The sequence below is a fragment of the Nocardioides islandensis genome (assembly GCF_015352455.1).
Taxonomy (GTDB): domain Bacteria; phylum Actinomycetota; class Actinomycetes; order Propionibacteriales; family Nocardioidaceae; genus Nocardioides; species Nocardioides islandensis.
In genome coordinates this window covers 142,101-162,491 of sequence record NZ_JADKPN010000007.1, presented here as the reverse complement: position 1 = coordinate 162,491, position 20,391 = coordinate 142,101, and the positions used below count along the sequence as shown (strand labels likewise).

The following is a 20,391-nucleotide window of genomic DNA, read 5'->3' as shown; positions in this document are numbered from 1 at the left end:
ACCTGGGCCGGCTGTTCGGTCGGAAGGCTGACGTGAGCGACGATCCCGCGCCGGTCTGGCTGGTCGTCGGGCTGGGCAACCCCGGCCCGGCGTACGCCGGGCACCGCCACAACGTCGGGTACCTCGTCGTCGAGGTGCTCGCCGAGCGGATGGGCTCGCCGCTGCGCGCCCACAAGTCCGGTCGTGCCGACGTGGTCGAGGGCCGCCTCGGACCGATCGGGCCGGACACGCCTCGTGTCGTGCTGGCCCGGCCGCGGGCGTACATGAACGAGATCGGCGGACCGGTCTCGACGCTGGCGAAGTTCTACAAGGTGCCCCCGGAGCGGATCGTCGCGGTGCACGACGAGCTCGACATCCCGTTCGGTGCGCTGCGGGTGAAGCTCGGCGGCGGTGACAACGGGCACAACGGGCTGCGGTCCATGCGCGGGTCGCTGTCCAGTGGCGAGTTCCACCGGGTCCGGGTCGGCGTGGGCCGACCGCCCGGCCGCCAGGACCCCGCCGACTTCCTGCTGTCGAACTTCAGTGCCACCGAGCGCAAGGAGCTCGACATGAACGTCGTCGAGGCCGCCGACGCGGTCGAGTCGCTGGTCGCCGACGGGCTGGAGACGACCCAGCAGCGGTTCAACCGATAGGCCGGCCACGGCCCGTGGCTAGGGTGGCGACCGTGATCGACAACCACGCGGACCATGCTGGCCGCACGCCGCCGCCCGGTGCCGACGACCACGTCCTCTCCGAGTGGCTGGCCACGGTCGCCGGGGAGCGACTGCTCGAGGTCCGCGCGGAGGGACTCGAGGGCAAGGAGCTCAAGGACGCCGGCGACCGGGCGGCCCACGAGCTGCTGATGACGCTGCTCGCCAACCACCGCCCCGACGACGCCGTGCTGTCGGAGGAGGGCAAGGACGACAAGGCCCGCCTGCACGCCGAACGCGTGTGGATCGTCGACCCGCTCGACGGCACCCGGGAGTTCTCCGAGCCCCCGCGCGACGACTGGGCGGTGCACGTCGCCCTGTGGCACAAGGGCGAGCTCGTCGCCGGCGCCGTCGCCCAGCCCGCGCTCGGCGAGACGTTCAGCACCGCCGCGCCACCCGTCGTACCCGACCGCACGTCGGCCAGGCCGCGGATCGCGGTCTCCCGCACCCGCCCCCCGGCGTTCGTCGAGGCGCTCGCCGCCGAGATCGACGCCGAGCTGGTGCCGATGGGCTCGGCCGGGGCCAAGGTGATCTCCGTCGTCCGGGACGTGACCGACGCCTACGTGCACGCCGGCGGGCAGTACGAGTGGGACAACGCCGCCCCGGTGGCCGTGGCCCGCTCGGCGGGACTCTTCTGCTCGCGCATCGACGGCAGCGAGCTCGAGTACAACCAGGACGACGTCTACCTGCCCGACCTCATCGTGTGCCGCCCGGAGCTCTCCGAGGCGATCATCGAGTTCGTGCGCCGGCACGGCACGGACTAGTAGACCTCGAACTGGGCCATCATCCCGTGGTCCTCGTGGTCGAGCATGTGGCAGTGCACCATGAACACCCCGCGGTAGTCGGTGAAGCGAGCGGCCACCTCCACGGTCTCCCCCGGGTCGAGGCGCCAGGTGTCCTCGAAGCCGCGCTCCCACGGCGGCGGAGGTCTGCCGTCGCGGCTGATCGTGCGCCACTGCTCCTCGTGGAGGTGGACGTAGTGGGTCACGTCGCTGGTGTTGCGAAGCCGCCACCGCTCGATCGAGCCGAGCCGTACGCGGTGGTCCACTCGCCCCGGGTCGAACATCTTGTCGTTGATCGACCAGTAGGAGCCGTGACCTGACTTGGTCAGGTCGAAGGTCCACGTCTTGGACACGGTGCTCGGCACGTCGAGGTGGGGGACGGGCCGGAGGGCATCGGGAACTCGGGCATCGCGCGTCGGTGGCCGCCCACGTACCCGGAACTGCATGATCGCGGCCGACCGCGTGCCCGTCCCCACCGTTGCGTCGCTGCGGGGGATCGAGGACAACAGGACGTTCTCGCCCGCCTGCCCCGTGAAGTCGACGACGACGTCCGCGCGCTGCGCCGGCCCGAGCAGGATGTCTTGGCGGACGACCTTGTGAGGAAGTAGTCCGCTGCCCGTGCCGACCTGGACGAAGGGTCGCCCACTGGAGAGCGCCAAGTCGTACGCCGAGAAGAGGGAGGCGTCCAGCAGGCGCAGGCGATAGCGGCCCGGCCGCACCTTCAGGTACGGCGCGAACTGACCGTTGACCAGCACCCGCCGGCCCACGGTGGCGTCGTTCGGGGGTGCCTGCGGACCGGTCATCCACTCGTGCATGCGGGCGCCGGGGAAGGGATCGGTCAGCTGGTTGTGCGGGGTGAAGCTGCGCTCGGAGATGTGCAAGGGGACGTCGAAGCGACCACTCGGGAGGCCGAGCCGCTCCTCCCGCTCGTCGGTCACCAGGAACATGCCCTGGAGTCCGCGCCAGTTGTTGGGGGCGGTCCGGCCCATCCGGTGGTCGTGGTAGAAGCGGAAGCTCGCGGGCATCGGCTTCCCGCCCTCGACGAGGCGGTAGGTGTACGTGCGGCTGTCGCCCCGCACGATCAGCTGACGTGTCGGCTGGCCGTCATCGGCCGAGGTCTGGTGCCCGCCGTGCTGGTGCACGGTCAGGGACCCGGCTCGCCGAGGCAGGTCGTTGACGAACGTGACCCGGGTCGTCGTGCCCGTGGGTCGCTTGATCGTCGGCCCCGGGAACGTGCCGCCGTAGGTCCACATGCGGGTCCTGGGACCGTGAGGCATGACGCGCACCGGCGCCCGGCGCACGTGGATCGTGAGGTCGCTGCCGTTCAGCACCTCAGGGATCCGCAGCTCCTGCTCGAAGTCCGGCGGCTCCGGCACCTGGCCGGGCTCGCCGGTCACGACCAGCGTCCCGTGCATGGTGGGGTGGAAGCTGCAGTAGAAGGCGTACTCCCCGGCGCCCAGCGTCGAGGGAAGCACGAGGGTGCGGCTCGAGTGCGCGGGCACGAGCTGGTCGAAGAGCGGGTCGCCCTGGGTGCCGACCGCCTCCGAGGTGACCGTGTGCGTCACGTTGTCGTCGTTCTGGACGACCAGCTGACCGCCGCGCTCGACGGAGACCGACCGAGGGGAGTAGCCGTGGACCGCTCCGCCGACGCCGATCACGATCGTCACCGCGTCCCGGGCGGCCGAGGGCCGCGCCGAGACGGCCTGGGTGCGGGCGCCCAGCGGATCGGCGGCCGTGAAGCCCACCGCCAGGGCGATCAGTGCCACCATGCCCACCCGGCCGGCCACCAGGCGGACCCCCCTCGACGCCACGACGGCAGTGTGCGTGACGCGACCCGAGATCACCAACGTCATTCGGCGCTGATGAGGTGAAGTGGTCTAGCCCAGGGGGCGTATCGGCATCTCCTCCCACATATATGTCGCGGCAACACGGCCCCTCCGGGTAGAAAGTGGCCGGGCACCGGGCACTCGGAAGGGCCGGGAGCGGTTGGTGCAGGAACCGGGGGACATCACATGAAAGTTCCGAAGATCCACGCTGCGACGGTGAGCCTGGCGCTCGTCGGCGCAGCCAGCCTCACCGCGATCGGTGTGGCAGCGCCGGCGCAGTCGGCCGCGGCTACTCCTCCCGTCGCGGTGACCATCAGCGCCAAGCGTGTCGTCACCATGCCGACCGTGATCCAGCCTGGTGTCAACACGTTCTCGGTCACCAGCGCGGCCAAGAAGGGCTCGGCGTTCCAGCTGGTGCGCCCGGCCGCGGGCTACACGCCGGCCGAGGCCGCCCGCGACATCGAGAAGGGTCTGGACGGCAACAACATCAAGGCGCTCAAGCGGTTCGAGGCCAACATCACCCTGCTCGGCGGCATGCAGGCCGACGACACCGCCGACATCCTGGTCGTCGACCTGGACCTCGGTAGCTACTGGGCGGTGGACACCAACACCAACGACGCGGCGAAGTTCTTCGCCTTCACGGTGGACGGTGTCGACACGGGCAACGTGATGCCGCAGGCCGACGCGAGGATCAAGGCCCGGCTGGACACGAGCTGGGCGCGCAAGCCCGCGTCGATCCCGCACAAGGGCCTGATGCAGTTCACCAACGCGGCGACCAACAACCACTTCATCATCATGGCCAAGCTCAAGAAGGGCATGACCTACGCGGACTTCAAGACCTGGGTGAAGTCCATCCAGTCGGGACCGGGTGGTCCACCGCCGGTCAACTTCGACATCGGCATCGACAGCGGGGTGCTCAGCCCCGGCTACTCGGCGGAGTTCCGCTACAACCTGCCCAAGGGCAAGTACGTGATGCTCTGCTTCTGGCCGGACGCCAGCATGGGCGGCATGCCGCACGTGTTCATGGGCATGCACCGCGTCATCACCCTGAAGTAGCCACGCGGACGCACTCGCCCGTCAGCCACCGGCTGGCGGGCGAGTGCCGCGTTCTAGACCGGTCCGGACCAGTTCCTGACCCCGTTGCCCCAGGCCTTGTGGCCCGTTCGGACTAGGCCGATGAGCTTCTCGGTCTGTTCCCGTCGAAACGGACGTATCTCCTGCGACCGTCGACCATCCTTACCAAGGTCACCGCCAACGCGCGAGAAAGGGAAGGAGAAGGGCCATGTGGGACACCGTCACCGAGCGGCACACCGCTCACCTGTCGCACGAGATGCCGTGCACCGCGTGCGGCCACGCGCCCCACACCTTCCTGCCCTGCTCGGACACCTGCGACTGCGTGCCGCCGTCGGTCCCCGGCTCGGCCTCCGGCCGCACCGTCGACCTCGTCCTGCACTGAGCGCTCCTCGCCGGCCGGCAAATCTGCTCGCGTCCGCGCGCTCTGCTGAGGCAGGGTCGGGGTCATGACCTGCTTCGTCTCGCACACCTCGGTCGACTGCCACAACGCCTACGAGCTCTCGGAGTGGTGGCGCACGCTGCTCGGCTACGAGATGGTCGACGGCGACCCGAACGAGCCCGGCCACGAGGAGTGCATGATCCTCGACCCGGCGACGGGCCACCACATCCTGTTCATCGAGGTGCCGGACGAGAAGCCCGGCAAGAACCGCCTGCACTTCGACCTGGTGCCACGGTCCGGCACGCGCGACGAGGAGACCGAGCGCGTGCTGGCCGCGGGCGCCACGATCTTCAACGACCTCCGTGGGCAGTGGGGCCCGGGCACCGGCTGGGCCGTCCTCCTCGACCCGGAGGGCAACGAGTTCTGCGTGCTGCGCAGCCAGGCCGAGAAGGACGCCGCGCGGGCCGGAACCCCGGCCTCGCCGGATCCGTGCTAGCCGCATGCCCACGCGCCGCGACGTCCTCCGCCTGATCGGGCTCGCGGCCCTCGCGACCAGCGTCTCCTCCCTCGCCGCCTGCGGCGGCGACCGCACGAGCCATGCTGAGGACGTGGACCTCGTCTCCTCCGACGTCGAGCGCACTCCGGGCGACCCGGCCGTCATCGCGCCGGTCGTCGCTGTCATGCACCGCCTCGGCGGCGGGCTGTACGGCGGCCTGGCGGGGACGCCCGGCAACCTCGCACTCTCGCCGTACTCGGTCGCGGTCGCGCTCGCGATGACCGCCAACGGCGCGGTCGGCGCCACCGCCGGGGAGATGGCCCACGTGCTCGGTCTGGACATCGCTGACCTGGACCTGGCGGCGTACAACGGCGGGCTCGGCGCGCTGACCCAGGCCGTCGAGGCCCTGGCGATCACCGAGGAGCGCCCGGGCGACGAACCGGCCGTGATCAAGCTCGACAGCGCCAACGCGCTCTTCGGGGACAAGGCCACGCCGTGGCGGCCGGCGTACCTCGACACGCTCGCCGCGTCGTACGGCGCCGGCATGCGGGTCGTCGACTGGGCCGGCGCGACGGAGGCGGGCCGCGTGGCCGTCAACGCCTGGACCGCGGAGCAGACCCACGACCGGATCCCGGAGATCCTGCCTCCGGGGTCGGTCGACGCGCTGACGAAGCTGGTGCTGGTGAACGCCCTGTACTTCAAGGCGCCTTGGCAGACGACGTTCGAGGAGCACGCGACGGCGGACCTGCCGTTCCACGTCGACGGTGGTGACCCCGTCGACGTGCCGACGATGCGCGGAACGTTGATGGGGGCGGGGTACGCCGAGGTCGACGGGTGCCGCGTCGTCCGGCTGCCCTACTACGGCGGCACGCTGGCGATGACCGTCCTCCTGCCGGAAGACCTGGCCTCCTTCGAGGAGCAGCAGGTGGCGCCGGGCAACCTGGCGACGTACATCGCGAACGTGTCCTCCACGGCAGTCAGCCTGAGCCTCCCGAAGTGGACCTTCCGGCCGGCCTCCGACCTGGCGGAGGTCCTCGGTGCGCTCGGCATGCCGACCGCGTTCGACCCCTCGGCCGCCGACTTCTCCGGGATGACCGAGGACGCCGACGGCCTGTGCATCACCGACGTCGCCCACCAGGCATGGATCGCCGTCGACGAGGCCGGGACCGAGGCGGCCGCGGCCACGGCCGTCGCCGTCGGAGGCACGTCGATGCCCGAGACCGTGCCGCTGGTCGTGGACCGACCGTTCCTGTTCGTCATCCACGACGTCGAGCACGGCACCCCGCTGTTCGTCGGGCGCGTGACCGACCCACGCGGCTGACGTCCTCGCGATTCGTCAGGGCGCGTGACGCTGCGAGGACCCGCAGGATCGCTGACGAATCCGTCGGAGGGCTGTCGGAGGGGTCGCCTAGAGTGGTGACCGCACCCCCTGTCGAGCCCGACAGGGGGCGATCGTGCTGCCCGACCCTGGAGTCTTCGTGAGCCTGAAACCCCTCGCCGATGCCGTGCTGGCCGACGCCACGCTCCACCAGGCGATGGCCGACGCCGAGGGCGGGCTGGTGCGCGCGCTCGACCTGACCGGGCCGGAGGCGCTGCGGCCGTTCGTGGTCGCCGGGCTGGTGCGCGCCGGGCGCACGGTCCTGGCGGTCACGCCGACCGGCCGTGAGGCCGAGGACCTGGTCGCCCAGCTGGCCGACCTCGTCGACCCCGCGACGGTCGGCTACTACCCGAGCTGGGAGACGCTGCCGCACGAGCGGCTCAACCCGCGCAGCGACACGGTCGGCCGCCGCCTCGCCGTGCTGCGTCGCATCTGCCACCCGGGCGACACCCCGGAGACCGGTCCGCTGCGGGTCGTCGTCGCTCCCGTCCGGTCCGTCCTCCAGCCGCAGGTCAAGGGTCTCGGCGACCTCGAGCCGGTGGAGCTCGCGGTGGGTGCGGAGGCGGAGATCGACGACGTCGTACGACGTCTGGTCGACGCCGCCTACAGCCGGGTCGACCTGGTCGAGAAGCGCGGTGAGTTCGCGGTGCGCGGTGGCATCGTCGACGTGTTCCCGCCGACGGACGAGCACCCGCTGCGTGTGGAGTTCTGGGGCGACGAGGTCGAGGAGATCCGTACCTTCGCGGTCGCCGACCAGCGGACGCTCGAGAAGGCCGACCGGCTCTGGGCGCCTCCGTGCCGCGAGCTGCTGCTCACCGACGACGTACGCCGCCGGGCCTGGGAGCTCGGCGAGGCGCACCCGGCGCTCGTCGAGCTCACGGACAAGATCGCGCAGGGGATCGCGGTCGAGGGCATGGAGTCGCTGGCCCCCACGCTGGTCGACGAGATGGAGCTGCTGGTCGACCTGATGCCGGCCGACACCCACGTCCTGGTGCTCGACCCCGAGCGGGCCCGCTCCCGCGCGCACGACCTGGTCGCGACCAGCGACGAGTTCCTCGGCGCCAGCTGGGCCGCGGCCGCCGGCGGCGGCGCAGCGCCGATCGACCTCGGTGCCGCGTCGTACCGCTCCCTCTCCGACGTCCGCGTCCACTCCCTCGAGCGCGACCTGCCGTGGTGGACGCTCAGCCCGTTCGGCATCGACGACGAGGGCATCTCGCCGGGCGAGCCGCTGCGTGACGACCTCGGCGAGATCGTCAGCGTGGACATCGACGTCGAGGCAGGGGCGGTGCCGAGCAGGAGCCTGCCTGCCAGGCCCGCCGAGGCCTACCGCGGCGACATGCAGCGGGCCGTCTCCGACATGAAGGGCTGGCTCGGCGAGGGCTACCGCGTCGCCGTCGTGCACCCCGGCCACGGACCGGCCCAGCGCATGGTCGAGCTGCTCGGGGAGAACGACGTGCCTGCCCGGCTCGGCCTCGACCAGGCCTGGACCCGCGACCTCGTCACCGTCGACTGCGGGGGCCTGACCCACGGCTTCGTCGACCCGGTCAACCGGCTCGCCCTGCTCACCAGCGACGACCTGACCGGGCAGAAGGCCTCGACGCGCGACATGCGCAAGATGCCCGCACGCCGCAAGCGCCAGATCGACCCGCTCGAGCTCACGACCGGCGACTACGTGGTGCACGAGCAGCACGGCGTCGGGCGGTTCGTGGAGATGCGGCAGCGCGAGGTGCACGGCGCGACCAGGGAGTACCTCGTCCTCGAGTACGGCGCCTCCAAGCGCGGCGGCCCGCCGGACCGGCTCTACGTCCCGGCCGACGCGCTCGACCAGGTCACCCGGTACGTCGGCGGCGAGCAGCCCAGCCTGGACCGGCTCGGCGGCTCCGACTGGGCCAAGCGCAAGGGTCGCGCCCGCAAGGCGGTCCGCGAGATCGCCGCGGAGCTGATCAAGCTGTACGCCGCCCGGCAGGCCACCAAGGGCTTCGCCTTCGGGCCGGACACCCCGTGGCAGCGCGAGCTCGAAGATGCCTTCCCCTTCACCGAGACCCCGGACCAGCTGAGCACGGTCGACGAGGTCAAGGCCGACATGCGCCGCGTCGTGCCGATGGACCGGCTCGTGTGCGGCGACGTCGGCTACGGCAAGACGGAGATCGCGGTGCGCGCGGCGTTCAAGGCGGTGCAGGACGGCAAGCAGGTCGCGGTGCTCGTGCCGACCACGCTGCTCGTGCAGCAGCACATGTCGACGTTCGAGGAGCGGATGGGCGCCTTCCCCGTGACGCTGAAGGCGCTGAGCCGCTTCCAGACCGACAAGGAGGCCCGGGAGGTCGTCGAGGGCCTGCGCGAGGGCAGCGTCGACATCGTCATCGGCACCCACCGGCTGCTGAACCCCGACATCCGGCTCAAGGACCTCGGCCTGATCATCGTCGACGAGGAACAGCGCTTCGGCGTCGAGCACAAGGAGCAGATGAAGCGGTTGCGCACGAGCGTCGACGTGCTGTCGATGAGCGCGACGCCGATCCCGCGCACGCTCGAGATGGCGGTCACCGGCATCCGCGAGATGTCGACGATCACCACACCGCCCGAGGAGCGGCACCCGGTGCTGACGTACGTCGGCGGCTACGAGGACCGCACCGTCGTGGCCGCCGTACGTCGCGAGCTGCTGCGCGAGGGCCAGGTCTTCTACATCCACAACCGCGTGCAGAGCATCGAGAAGGCGGCCGCCAAGATCCGCGAGCTGGTGCCCGAGGCGCGGGTCGCCACCGCGCACGGCCAGATGGGGGAGCACCAGCTCGAGCAGGTGATGCTGGACTTCTGGGAGAAGCGCTTCGACGTGCTGGTCTGCACGACCATCGTCGAGTCCGGCCTGGACGTCTCCAACGCCAACACCATGATCATCGAGCGGGCCGACACCCTCGGGCTCTCGCAGCTGCACCAGCTGCGGGGACGCGTGGGCCGGTCCCGCGAGCGGGCGTACGCCTACTTCCTCTACCCGCAGGAGAAGCCGCTCACCGAGACCGCCCACGAGCGGCTGGCCACCCTGGCCCAGCACTCCGACCTCGGCGGCGGCATGGCCATCGCCATGAAGGACCTCGAGATCCGCGGCGCCGGCAACCTGCTCGGCGGCGAGCAGTCCGGTCACATCGCCGACGTCGGGTTCGACCTGTACGTCCGGCTGGTCGGCGAGGCCGTCCACGAGTTCAAGGGCGACGGCGAGCCCGAGCTCGGCGAGGTGCGCATCGAGCTGCCCGTGAACGCCCACCTGCCGCACGAGTACATCCCGTCGGAGCGGCTGCGGCTGGAGATGTACAAGCGGCTCGCCGAGGTACGCGCGGACGAGGACGTCGACCTGCTCCGCGAGGAGATGGTGGACCGGTACGGCGAGCCGCCGGAGGAGGTCGTGAGCCTGCTGTTCGTGGCGCTGTTCCGGGCCCGGGCCCGGCGCGCGGGCATCAAGGAGGTCACCATCGCGGGGCGCAACGTGCGGTTCGCACCGGTCGTCCTGCCGGACTCGATGACCGTGAGGCTGCAGCGGATGTACCCCCGGAGCATCGTCAAGCCGCCGGTCGAGACGGTGCTCGTCCCACGGCCGCAGACCGCGATGGTCGGGGGGCAGCCGATCACCGGGCTGGCCCTGCTTGAATGGGCCCGCGGTGTCATCGACGCGGTGATCGATCCGACCAACAATTCGGGCAAGGAGTCATGAGCATGCCCAGGCAGGTAGTCGCTGGTGTCGTCGCTGCGGTCGCAGCCCTGACCTTGAGCGGCTGCGGCGCGGCCGGTCCGGGCGTGGCCGCGAAGGTCGGCGACCGGACGGTCACCACCTCCGACGTCGACCGGCTCACCGAGGGGTACTGCCGGGCGCTGGAGGAGCAGATCAAGTCCCAGGGCCAGGTCGTCCCGCTGCGCCTGGTCCGCACCTTCGTCGCCGGCAGCCTGACCCTGCGGGCGGCTGCCGAGCAGCTGGCCGCCCAGCACGGCATCACCGAGCCGGCCGGGTACCGCGACGAGGTCAAGACCGACGAGTCGCAGTCCGAGCAGCTCCCTGCGGCCCATCGCGCCGAGTACGTCGAGGTCGCGTCGGCGCAGGACTACGTCGTCGCCGTCGAACGCCAGATCGGCGGTGAGCTGCTGCTCAACGAGGGCAAGCCGGGCGCGACCGACGACCAGAAGGTCGCGCGTGGCCGCGAGGAGCTGTCGGTCTGGTTCGGTGACCACACGCTCGACGTGAACCCGAAGTACTCCTTCGAGATCACCGACGGCAACGTCAAGAACATCAGGAACGACACGTCGTACGCCCTGAGCGCCAACGCCGTCGCCGCGGGCAAGTTCAGCTCCGACAGCGGCCCGGACCAGGCCTACTCCGCGTCCCTGCCGGCGTCCCAGCGCTGCGGCTAGTGCCCGGTCCCGGCCCGCTCGAGCAGTTCCGCGACGACATGCGTCGCCTGCGCGCCGAGTGCGCGTGGAAGCGGGAGCAGACGCACGAGTCGCTGCGGCGCTACCTCGTCGAGGAGTCCTGGGAGACCCTGGAGGCCATCGACTCCGGCGACTCCGACCACCTGCGGGAGGAGCTCGGCGACCTGCTGCTGCAGATCGGCTTCCACGCCGTCATCGCCGAGGAGGCGGGCGAGTACACCTTCGACGACGTCGTCCAGGGCATCGTCGACAAGCTGCGCCGCCGCAACCCGCACGTGTTCGGGCCGGACGGGGAGCTGGCCGGCGTCACCGACGCCGCGTCGGTCAACGAGCTGTGGGAGTCGGTGAAGGCCCAGGAGAAGCCGCGCGACTCCGTGCTCGACGGCCTCCCGCCCGGACTGCCCGCGCTGCTGCTCGCCGACAAGGTGCTCGACCGCGCCGAGCGGGCGGGGACGCCGGTGACCATCCCGGCCGGCGACGACCTCGGCGACCGGCTGCTCGCCCTCGTCGCCGAGGCGCGGGCGGCGGGTGTCGACCCCGAGCACGCGCTGCGTGACGCCGTTCGCCGCGTGCTGCCGGCCTGATCCCTCTACATTCCGGTGACATGGACGCCGGGATCGCCGACCTGCTCCGGAATGGGGCCTGCGCCGGCTCAACGGCGAGCTGCTCCGTGACGAGGAGCGCGGGGCCGCCGCCCGCCTCGGCCAGTGGTGGCGGGCGCTGCGCTTCCGGCAGGCGGTCGCCCGGCACGTCGACGCGCACGGGCTCGCGCTGGTCGTCCCCGTGCTGGTCGGCTCCCACGACGCCGGACCGTGGCTGGTCACCGTGCAGCCGGTCCCGCGCGTGTCCGGCCACGCCACCGCCTCGCGCCGCATCAACGACGAGCGGCGCGAGCGCCACCTCGCGGCGTTCCGCCAGGTCACCGAGGAGCAGGTCGACCGGCTCTGGGAGTACCGCACGACCATCAAGGGATTCGGCTTCCGCGACCGCGTCCGGCTCCGGCCCTACATCGAGAACGCCGACGCCCACGTCCGGACCCTCTGCCGGGCGTCGGGGCAGCCGCTCCCCAGCCGCTCGATCACGCGGATCAACGACGCGGAGCTGGAGGCCATCGTCGAGGGCTGGCGCGCCGACCGCCGCAGCCGGGAGTCATGAGCCGGCACTCACCCCCGTGGCGCGCGCCGGTGTCGCGCGGCATGCAGGTACTCCCGACCCAGGTCCTCGCCCTGAGGCACCGCGTCGCGGACCGGCCGCACGAGCACGGCCTCGGCCGCCGCCAGGTGCCGGCTGGTCGCGGCGAGGAAGGCGTCGGTGGCCGCGTAGTGGTCGCGCGGCCGCCGTGGGTCCTCGTGGGGGACCAGCGCCTCCCCGAGCCGTTCCTCGAGGGACCTCTGCGTCGCCTCGACGGTCCGTGCCAGCGATGCTCCGTGCGTCATGCCACTCACCTCGGTCTCTCTCCCTGACACGCACGGCACGGCGGTCGGGTTCATCTCGTGCTTCGGCCGTGACTTATACAAGAACTCTTGTGGAACGTCGGCCGGGTCGCGGAGGCTGGCGGCATGCCGCGCAAGACCGCCGAGGAGCGCCACGTCGTCGACGACGGCACCTCCACCGAGCTGATGGACATGCTCATCGCCCTGCACCACCCGACCCGCCGGTGGTTGGCCGAGCTGCTCTGGATCGAGGGTCCGGCGACCGTGGGACGCCTGGCCGCCCGGACCGGGCTGGCGGTGGGCAGCGTCAGCTACCACGTGAAGCCCCTGCACCGGCAGGGGTTCGTCGCGCCGGCGCCCGAGCTCGCGCGCGACACCCGCGAGAGCTGGTGGAAGGTGACGCCGCGCACCGTCAGCTGGAGCGTCGAGGACTTCGAGGAGGGCAGCATCGGTCGCCGGATCGCCGACCAGGCCGAGGTGGAGAACTTCCGGCACGAGGTGCGGGCCGTGCAGGCGTGGCTCAAGGAGATGGCCGACGCCCCGGCGTACTGGCGGCGTGCGGCCGGCTCCACCGACAGCATGGTGAAGGCCACCGCCGAGCAGACCGCGGACCTGCACCGGCGGCTCGGTGAGGTGCTGAGCGCGTGGACCGCGGAGGTGCGCGACGACGAGCAGACCCACCCGGACGCCGACCGGCGCCCCGTGCGCACGCTGGTCCGGCTGTTCCCGAGCGGGCCGGTGCGGCCGTGACGACCGCGTCCGCAGGGCTGCTGGGTGCGCCGCCCCCGCCCGTGCGTCGCGACCCGATGGTGCTCACCTGGGTGGTCGGCGTCGCGGTGTCGGCCTTCGGCGACGCCGCCTGGGTCGTCGCGCTGGCCTGGACGGCCGCGCACACCCTGCAGCCCGCGCTCGCCGGCGCGGTCATCGGCATCGAGATGTTCCCGCAGGCCGCGCTGGTGCTGGTCGGCGGCGTGATCGCCGACCGCCTCGACCCGCGCGTGGTCCTGGTGCTCGGCCAGGTCGCACGAGCGGCCGTGCTGGTGCTCGGCGCACTGGCCTGGCGGGCCGGGTACGACGGGGCGGCGACGCTCTTCGCGATCGCCCTCAGCTTCGGGGTGGCGGCCGGGCTGACCCTGCCGTCCGGGATGTCGCTGATGCGCCAGATCGTCGGCCCCGACGACTTCGGCACCGTCATGGGCTGGCAGCAGGTGCTCGGCCGGGTGATGCGTCTGCTCGGCGCGCCGACGGGCGGCATCCTGGTCGCCGCGGGCGGGCCGGTCTGGGCGATGGTGCTGGACGCCGCGACCTTCGCGGTGATCGCCGCGGTCCTGCTGGCCGTGGTGCGCCCGAGGTACGCGCTCCCACGCGCCGAGCACGCGCGCTGGCGCGACTCGTTCACCGACGGCCTCGGCTACCTGCGTCGCAGCCCGACCGCCCGCATCTTCGTGACCGGCCTGACCGCGCTCAACGTGTTCGTCAGCCCGGTCGTCGCGCTCGGGCTCGCCCTGCGCGTGAACGGGTCGGGCTGGGGGCCGGGCTGGCTGGGCGTCGCGGACGGCGCGCTGGCCGCCGGCGCGATCGTCGGCAGCCTGGCCGCGATCCGGTGGCAGCCCGAGTACGCCGCGCGCAGCGGCTTCCGGGTGCTCGTCGTCCAGGGGCTCGGGCTGGCGGCGGTCGGCATCCCGTTCATCCCGGCCGTGCTGGCCGGCATGGCCGCGGTCGGCGTGACCGCGGGGCTGGCCAGCGTGTGGCTGTCCAGCGCGTTCCTCAAGGCCATCGACCCGGCGTACACCGGCCGCGTCTCGTCGGTCACGTCCTTGGGTGACATGACCCTGATGCCCTTGTCGATGCCGGTGCTCGGCGCGCTGGCCGGCGCCACGTCGGTGCTCACCGCGACGCTGGCGTTCGGGCTGTCGATGTCGTTGCTGTGCCTGTTCTTCGGGTCGCGCCGGGCGATCGCGACCCTCACCTGACCCCGAAGGTGTAGCGGGCGCCGACCTCGAGACCGAGCCGGCCGTCGGCGTCGCGGGTGCCCTCGAGGATCCCGGTCGCGCGACGCAGGATCTCCGGGTGGTCGGCCGGGTCGGTGCGGTTCCAGATCCCGCCCATCACCGTGCCGGCCCGCGACCAGCGCACCCACTCCTCGACGTCGGCGAACGGGACGCGGTACGTCGCGAGCTCGGTGCGCGCCTCGCCGTACCCCGCGTCGGTGAGCAACCCCTCCACGCCCGCGTCCGTGTCGAAGGCGCCGGGCTGCCGCGCGATCGTCGACTGCTGCACGGTGAACTCCTGGGTCAGCGCGTCGAGCTCCTGCCACGCGCCCGACCACGGCTGGAACGTCGCCAGCCCGAGCCGGCCTCCGTCGCGGAGCAGGGCCCGCCAGCGGGCCAGGGCCGCCACCGGGTCCGGCAGGAAGAACACGACGAGCGACGCGGAGACGGCGTCGTACGGCGCCCCGGGCGGGTGGGGGTCGGTGGCGTCGCCGAGCTCGACGTGCACCTGCGGGAGGTCCGCGGTGTCGCGGGCGAGGTGCTCGACCATCCCCGGCGCGAGGTCGATCGCATCGACCCGTCCGCCGTCGCCGACCGCCTCGGCCAGCGGGAGCGTCGCGGCCCCGCGGCCGGCCCCGATGTCGAGCACCCGCTCGCCGGGCTGCACGCGCAGCCGGTCGACCAGGCCACCCGCGATGACGGCGTAGTAGGGCACACCCGTCTGGTCGTAGGTGCCGGCGAGCCGGTCGAACATCGCGGCCACTTCCGCCACCTGATCAGCCATGACCCCATCCTGCCGCTAGCCCTAGGGTGAGTGACGGGACCAGACATCACTCATCCACCTTCACCAGTCACCTTCACCAGTTACCTTCATCAGGGAGCACAGACGTGGCATCCATCGAAGCTGTCGGCGCCCGCGAGATCCTCGACTCGCGCGGCAACCCCACCGTCGAGGTCGAGGTCCTGCTCGACGACGGCTCGTTCGGCCGGGCGGCCGTCCCGAGCGGCGCGTCCACGGGTCAGTTCGAGGCCGTCGAGCTGCGCGACGGCGGCGACCGGTACCTCGGCAAGGGCGTGCAGAAGGCCGTCGACGCGGTCATCCAGAAGATCGGTCCCGCCATCGAGGGCCTCGACGCCGACGACCAGCGCCTGGTCGACCAGACGATGAACCAGCTCGACGGCACGCCCAACAAGGGCAACCTCGGCGCCAACGCGATTCTCGGCGCCTCGCTCGCGGTCGCCAAGGCCGCGGCCGAGTCGGCGGCGCTGCCGCTCTACCGGTACGTCGGCGGGCCGAACGCCTACCTGCTGCCGGTGCCGATGATGAACATCCTCAACGGCGGTGCGCACGCCGACTCCAACGTGGACGTCCAGGAGTTCATGATCGCCCCGATCGGTGCGTCGACGTTCGCCGAGGCGCTGCGCTCCGGCGCGGAGGTCTACCACGCGCTCAAGTCCGTGCTCAAGAAGAAGGGCCTCTCGACCGGCCTCGGCGACGAGGGCGGCTTCGCCCCGAACCTCGAGTCCAACCGCGCCGCGCTCGACCTGATCGGCGAGGCCGTGGCCGCCTCCGGACAGACCCTGGGCACCGACATCGCGCTGGCCATGGACGTCGCGGCGAGCGAGTTCCACGACGCGGGGTCCTACACCTTCGAGGGCGCCTCCACGTCCAGCGACGAGATGGTCGCCTACTACACCGGGCTGTGCGACGCGTACCCGATCGTGTCGATCGAGGACCCCCTCGACGAGGAGGACTGGGACGGCTGGAAGGCGATGACCGATGCCCTCGGCGGCCGGATCCAGCTGGTCGGCGACGACCTGTTCGTCACCAACGTCGAGCGGCTCCAGCGAGGCATCGACGGGGGCCAGGCCAACGCGCTGCTGGTGAAGGTCAACCAGATCGGGTCGCTGACCGAGACCCTCGACTCCGTCGACCTGGCCCACCGCAACGGCTACCGCTGCATGATGAGCCACCGCTCGGGCGAGACCGAGGACGTCACGATCGCCGACCTGGCCGTCGCCACCAACTGCGGCCAGATCAAGACCGGCGCCCCGGCCCGGTCGGACCGCGTCGCGAAGTACAACCAGCTGCTGCGGATCGAGGGCGAGCTCGGCGACGCCGCCCGGTACGCCGGGGCTGGCGCCTTCCCGCGTTTCCAGGGCTGATTCGCGGGTCGGGTCCGGCAGACTCGACCACGTGCCGAAGCCCGACCGACGTACGTCGCGCGCGCCCGGTGGGTCGGCGCGCACGACGCGTCGTCCCGGGCAGCGCGGGTCCGCGCGCCCGGCGCGGGCCGTCCGCGTCCCGGTACCCGACGACGCGCCGGAGACCGAGGTCCGCTCGGCGCCGTGGGTGACGACCGGCTCGACGCCGCGCGTTCCCGCGGGCCCGACCGGCGAGAGACGGCGCTGGCGACCCCGGCTGACCGGACGGGCGGCCGTCCTGGTGCTGGTGGTCGCGGTGCTGACGGTCAGCTTCGCCTCCTCGCTCAAGGCCTACCTCCAGCAGCGCGACCACATCCAGGCGCTGAAGGAGCAGATCGCGCAGAGCGAGTCCGACATCAACGCGCTCGAGCGGGAGAAGGCCCGGTGGCGCGACCCGGCGTACGTCCAGAGCCAGGCCCGGGCGCGGTTCGGGTACCTGATGCCGGGCGAGACGTCGTACGTCGTCCTCGGCGCCGACGGCAAGCCGCTGGAGTCGCAGACCGAGCTCCAGCCGAAGCGCGAGGTGATCGTCAAGGAGCCGACGGCGTGGTGGGAGACGGCCTGGGACTCGGTGAAGCTCGCCGGCGACCCGCCCGCTCCGGAGGACAAGCCGGAGCCGCTGACGAAGATCGGGCCATGATCGACCCGTGATCTCGCCCGACGACGAGGCGGCCGTCGCGGCCCAGCTCGGCCGCGAGCCGCGGGCCGTCCACGCGGTCGGTCACCGGTGCCCCTGCGGGAACCCGGACGTGGTCGCCACCGAGCCCCGGCTGCCGGACGGGACGCCGTTCCCGACGACGTACTACCTGACCTGTCCGCGCGCCGCCTCGCTGATCGGCACCCTCGAGGGGTCGGGGCTGATGAAGGAGATGGAGGCGCGGCTGTCCTCCGACGAGGAGCTGGCGGCCTCCTATCGCGCGGCGCACGAGGCCTACCTGGCGGACCGGTCCGCCCTGGGAACCGTGCAGGAGATCGAGGGGATCTCGGCGGGCGGGATGCCGGACCGCGTGAAGTGCCTGCACGTGCTGGCGGCCCACGCGCTGGCGGCCGGGCCGGGCGTGAACCCGCTGGGCGACGAGGTGCTGTCGCTGGTGGAGCCGTGGTGGGAGAGCGGTCCCTGTGTCTGATCGATCCGGGTCTGACGTGGTCGCGGCGTTCGACTGCGGCACCAACACGATCAAGCTGCTGATCGGCGCGCTCCCGGACGTCGCCGTGCGCGAGTCGCGGATCGTGCGGCTCGGTCAGGGCGTCGACGCGACCGGCCGGCTGGCCGACGAGGCGCTCGAACGGACGTTCGCGGCGATCGACGAGTACGCCGCGCTGGTCGCTCAGCACCCCGTGTCGCGGATGCGGTTCTGCGCGACGTCGGCGACGCGGGACTCCTCGAACGCGTCGGTCTTCGCGTCGGGAGTGCACGAGCGGCTGGGCGTGTGGCCGGAGGTGCTGACCGGGTCGGAGGAGGCGGCGCTGGCGTACGACGGCGCGGTACGGAACCTGCGCACGCCACCGGCGTACCCGGTCCTCGTCGTCGACATCGGCGGGGGCTCGACCGAGCTGGTGCTGGGCGACGCGACCGGACCCGTGGCCGGGGAGTCGATCGACATGGGCTCGGTGCGGATGCACGAGAGGTACCTGCGGACCGACCCGCCGACGTCGTCGGAGGTCGCCGCCTGCGTCGCCGCCATCGACGCGCACCTGGACGACTGTCCGGTCGACCTCGCCTCGGCGGCGACGGTGGTCGGCGTCGCCGGCACCGTCCTGTCGATCACGGCGGGGGTGCTGGACCTGCCGACGTACGACAAGTCCGTCATCGACCAGGCGGAGGTACTCGCTGCCGACGTGCTGGCCTTCGTCGACCGGCTGGTGGGGATGTCGATCGAGGAGCGGATGGCGTTCCCGTGGATGCACCCCGGCCGCGTCGACGTGCTTGGAGCGGGCGGGCTGATCCTCAGCCGGGTGCTGGCGCGGTGCTCGGCCGCCACCCTGGTCGCCTCCGAGGCCGACATCCTGGACGGGATCGCATGGTCGATGGTCCGCTGAGGCATCCGCTCACCGGCGACCTCTTCGACTCGCCGGTGCCGGCAGGTACGGGCTGGCCGGACGACCCCGCGTCGCCCTCGACGCCGGTCGCCACGTCGGCCGACGACGTGCGCCGCCTGGCGGTGGTGGACGACCTCGGCGAGCTCGACGCCCGGGTCTCGGTCTGCTCGGCCTGCCCCCGGCTGGTGGCGTGGCGGGAGCAGGTCGCGGTCGAGAAGCGGGCCTCGTTCGCCGACCAGCCCTACTGGGGCCGGCCGATCGCCGGCTGGGGCTCGTCGGCGCCGACGGTGCTGATCGTCGGTCTGGCGCCGGCGGCCAACGGCGGCAACCGGACCGGCCGGGTGTTCACCGGCGACTCCTCGGGGGACTGGCTGTTCGCGTCGCTGCACCGGGTCGGCCTGGCGGCTCAGGCCTCCTCCGAGCACGCGGGCGACGGGCAGCGCCTCATCGGCGCCCGGATGGTGGCGACCGTGCGCTGCGCCCCGCCTCTCAACAAGCCGACGGTGGTGGAGCGCGACACCTGCCGGCCCTGGATCCGCCAGGAGATCGCCCTCGTCGCGTCGTCGCTGTGCGTCGTCGTCGCCCTCGGCTCCTTCGGCTGGACCGGCGCCCTCGACGCCCTCGCCGCGGCCGGGTACGTCGTGCCGCGCCCCCGCCCCAGGTTCGGCCACGGCGCCTCGGCCGAGCTCGCCCAGGACTCCGGCCACTCGGTGACGTTGCTCGGCTGCTACCACCCCAGCCAGCAGAACACCTTCACCGGCAGGCTCACCGAGCCCATGCTCGACGACGTGCTCGGCCGTGCGGCGAGAATGAGTCGGCCCCCGTATCCCAACCGGTAGAGGAAGCCGCCTTAAAAGCGGTCCAGTCTGGGTTCGAACCCCAGCGGGGGCACCTCGGGATGTGGGCGCACGCTGGCTCCGGGCGCACCGTTGCTGTACCAATGGTCCATGAGCTCCGTGGACGCCGGGCGGGAGACCGCCAAGCAGCGGCAGCTCCGCGCCGGCATCGAGGAGCTGATGGCGGGACTCTCGCCGGGAGAGCCGCTGCCGGTGGAGCGCGACCTGGCCCGCGACCTCGGCGTCGCGCGGATGACGTTGCGGCGGGTGGTCGACCAGCTGGTGGCCGAACAGCGGCTGATCCGTCGCCAGGGGTCGGGAACCTTCGTGGCGGCGCCGAAGGTGACCCAGCGGCTGACGGCGACCTCCTTCTCGGCGGACATGCGGGCCCGCGGTCTGCGCCCGGGCGGGCACACCGTCTTCGCGCGCACTTCGCCGGCCGGCGTGATGCTCGCCGGCCTGCTCGGCGTACCCCCGCATGCGAACGTCCTGCACGTACGGCGCCTGCGCATGGCCGACGAGCAGCCGATGGCGCTGGAGGACCTGCACGTCCCCCTCGACGTCGTGCCCGGTCTGACGGGCCAGGACCTCGAGGACACGTCGTTCTACGACCTCCTCGCCACGCGGTACGGCACGCCCATCACGTCCGGCACCCAGACCGTCGAGCCCTGCCTGACCAGCGCGGAGGAGGCGGACCTGCTCGGGGTGGACGCCGGCGCCCCGGCGTTCCTGTTCGAGCGGACCTCGCGGACCTCGGACGGACGCATCGCCGAGTTCGTGCGGTCGATCTACCGCGGCGACCGGTACCGGATCGTGGTCGACATCTTCCCCCAGGACTAGACCTATGGTCTT

The 20,391-nt window shown here is 72.2% G+C and carries 21 protein-coding genes and 1 tRNA gene; 19 read left to right on the top strand and 3 right to left on the bottom strand.

The features are described 5' to 3' along the window. Positions 1-32: 32 nt before the first annotated feature. Complete coding sequence (pth, locus tag ISU07_RS13295; RefSeq protein ID WP_194707276.1) at positions 33-632, top strand: aminoacyl-tRNA hydrolase; 600 nt, start codon at positions 33-35, stop codon at positions 630-632. A 32-nt stretch (positions 633-664) separates the two neighbouring features. Continuing rightward, positions 665-1,453 (top strand): 3'(2'),5'-bisphosphate nucleotidase CysQ, encoded by a 789-nt coding sequence (locus ISU07_RS13290; RefSeq protein WP_323742594.1) that lies wholly within the window; start codon positions 665-667, stop codon positions 1,451-1,453. Here ISU07_RS13290 and ISU07_RS13285 read toward each other — a convergent pair. After that, on the bottom strand, positions 1,450-3,282 hold the full coding sequence (locus tag ISU07_RS13285) for a multicopper oxidase domain-containing protein (RefSeq protein WP_194707275.1): 1,833 nt from the start codon (positions 3,280-3,282) through the stop codon (positions 1,450-1,452). The two genes, ISU07_RS13290 and ISU07_RS13285, sit on opposite strands and share 4 nt — an antisense overlap. A 231-nt stretch (positions 3,283-3,513) precedes the next feature. On the opposite strand from ISU07_RS13285, the gene ISU07_RS13280 reads away from it, so the two are divergent. The 8 genes from ISU07_RS13280 to ISU07_RS13245 all read left to right on the top strand — a co-directional run bounded on the left by ISU07_RS13280 (position 3,514) and on the right by ISU07_RS13245 (position 12,189). Beyond that, positions 3,514-4,353: a hypothetical protein gene (locus tag ISU07_RS13280; RefSeq protein ID WP_194707274.1), complete on the top strand. Its 840-nt coding sequence runs from the start codon at positions 3,514-3,516 to the stop codon at positions 4,351-4,353. A gap of 226 nt (positions 4,354-4,579) precedes the next feature. Next, the gene (locus ISU07_RS13275) at positions 4,580-4,753 is read left to right on the top strand and encodes a hypothetical protein (RefSeq protein WP_194707273.1); all 174 of its coding nucleotides are present in this window, start codon (positions 4,580-4,582) and stop codon (positions 4,751-4,753) included. 64 nt (positions 4,754-4,817) lie between these two features. Continuing rightward, positions 4,818-5,246 (top strand): VOC family protein, encoded by a 429-nt coding sequence (locus tag ISU07_RS13270; protein WP_194707272.1) that lies wholly within the window; start codon positions 4,818-4,820, stop codon positions 5,244-5,246. Positions 5,247-5,250: 4 nt separating this feature from the next. Next, a complete protein-coding gene (locus tag ISU07_RS13265) occupies positions 5,251-6,567 on the top strand; it encodes a serpin family protein (protein WP_194707271.1) in 1,317 nt (438 codons plus the stop codon). A 157-nt stretch (positions 6,568-6,724) separates the two neighbouring features. Next, on the top strand, positions 6,725-10,324 hold the full coding sequence (gene mfd, locus ISU07_RS13260; protein ID WP_194707270.1) for a transcription-repair coupling factor: 3,600 nt from the start codon (positions 6,725-6,727) through the stop codon (positions 10,322-10,324). Between the two features lie 2 nt (positions 10,325-10,326). Further along, positions 10,327-11,016 carry a hypothetical protein gene (locus ISU07_RS13255; RefSeq protein ID WP_194707269.1) on the top strand — a complete coding sequence of 230 codons (690 nt, stop codon included), beginning with the start codon at positions 10,327-10,329 and terminating at the stop codon, positions 11,014-11,016. After that, positions 11,016-11,618 (top strand): MazG family protein, encoded by a 603-nt coding sequence (locus ISU07_RS13250; protein ID WP_323742593.1) that lies wholly within the window; start codon positions 11,016-11,018, stop codon positions 11,616-11,618. The genes ISU07_RS13255 and ISU07_RS13250 overlap by 1 nt, the downstream gene beginning before the upstream one ends. 199 nt (positions 11,619-11,817) lie before the next feature. Beyond that, positions 11,818-12,189 carry a hypothetical protein gene (locus ISU07_RS13245; RefSeq protein ID WP_194707268.1) on the top strand — a complete coding sequence of 124 codons (372 nt, stop codon included), beginning with the start codon at positions 11,818-11,820 and terminating at the stop codon, positions 12,187-12,189. 8 nt (positions 12,190-12,197) lie between these two features. On the opposite strand, the gene ISU07_RS13240 is transcribed toward ISU07_RS13245, so the two are convergent. After that, positions 12,198-12,470, bottom strand: coding sequence for a hypothetical protein (locus ISU07_RS13240; RefSeq protein WP_194707267.1), 273 nt, complete (start codon positions 12,468-12,470; stop codon positions 12,198-12,200). A gap of 123 nt (positions 12,471-12,593) precedes the next feature. Here ISU07_RS13240 and ISU07_RS13235 point away from each other — a divergent pair, with 123 nt between their 5' ends. Together ISU07_RS13235 and ISU07_RS13230 are read left to right on the top strand one after the other, a co-directional pair. Beyond that, complete coding sequence (locus ISU07_RS13235) at positions 12,594-13,217, top strand: winged helix-turn-helix domain-containing protein (RefSeq protein WP_194707266.1); 624 nt, start codon at positions 12,594-12,596, stop codon at positions 13,215-13,217. Next, entirely contained in the window at positions 13,214-14,440 is a 1,227-nt protein-coding gene (locus ISU07_RS13230; RefSeq protein ID WP_194707265.1) for an MFS transporter, read from the top strand. The genes ISU07_RS13235 and ISU07_RS13230 overlap by 4 nt, the downstream gene beginning before the upstream one ends. Here ISU07_RS13230 and ISU07_RS13225 read toward each other — a convergent pair. Beyond that, positions 14,433-15,242: a class I SAM-dependent methyltransferase gene (locus ISU07_RS13225; protein WP_194707264.1), complete on the bottom strand. Its 810-nt coding sequence runs from the start codon at positions 15,240-15,242 to the stop codon at positions 14,433-14,435. The two genes, ISU07_RS13230 and ISU07_RS13225, sit on opposite strands and share 8 nt — an antisense overlap. A gap of 104 nt (positions 15,243-15,346) precedes the next feature. Between ISU07_RS13225 and eno the strand changes: the two genes are divergently transcribed. The 7 genes from eno to ISU07_RS13190 all read left to right on the top strand — a co-directional run bounded on the left by eno (position 15,347) and on the right by ISU07_RS13190 (position 20,379). Further along, the gene (gene eno, locus ISU07_RS13220; RefSeq protein WP_194707263.1) at positions 15,347-16,624 is read left to right on the top strand and encodes a phosphopyruvate hydratase; all 1,278 of its coding nucleotides are present in this window, start codon (positions 15,347-15,349) and stop codon (positions 16,622-16,624) included. 31 nt (positions 16,625-16,655) lie between these two features. Then, positions 16,656-17,303 carry an FtsB family cell division protein gene (locus ISU07_RS24825; RefSeq protein WP_323742592.1) on the top strand — a complete coding sequence of 216 codons (648 nt, stop codon included), beginning with the start codon at positions 16,656-16,658 and terminating at the stop codon, positions 17,301-17,303. A 7-nt stretch (positions 17,304-17,310) separates the two neighbouring features. Continuing rightward, a complete protein-coding gene (locus tag ISU07_RS13210) occupies positions 17,311-17,790 on the top strand; it encodes a DUF501 domain-containing protein (protein WP_194707262.1) in 480 nt (159 codons plus the stop codon). Then, entirely contained in the window at positions 17,783-18,703 is a 921-nt protein-coding gene (locus ISU07_RS13205; protein ID WP_323742591.1) for a Ppx/GppA phosphatase family protein, read from the top strand. The genes ISU07_RS13210 and ISU07_RS13205 overlap by 8 nt, the downstream gene beginning before the upstream one ends. Further along, positions 18,685-19,542 (top strand): uracil-DNA glycosylase, encoded by an 858-nt coding sequence (locus tag ISU07_RS13200; protein ID WP_194707261.1) that lies wholly within the window; start codon positions 18,685-18,687, stop codon positions 19,540-19,542. The genes ISU07_RS13205 and ISU07_RS13200 overlap by 19 nt, the downstream gene beginning before the upstream one ends. Beyond that, a tRNA-Leu gene (locus ISU07_RS13195) sits at positions 19,521-19,594 on the top strand. Before ISU07_RS13200 ends, ISU07_RS13195 begins: the two co-directional genes overlap by 22 nt. Before the next feature lie 56 nt (positions 19,595-19,650). Further along, positions 19,651-20,379 (top strand): GntR family transcriptional regulator, encoded by a 729-nt coding sequence (locus tag ISU07_RS13190; protein ID WP_228521827.1) that lies wholly within the window; start codon positions 19,651-19,653, stop codon positions 20,377-20,379. Positions 20,380-20,391 lie beyond the last annotated feature (12 nt).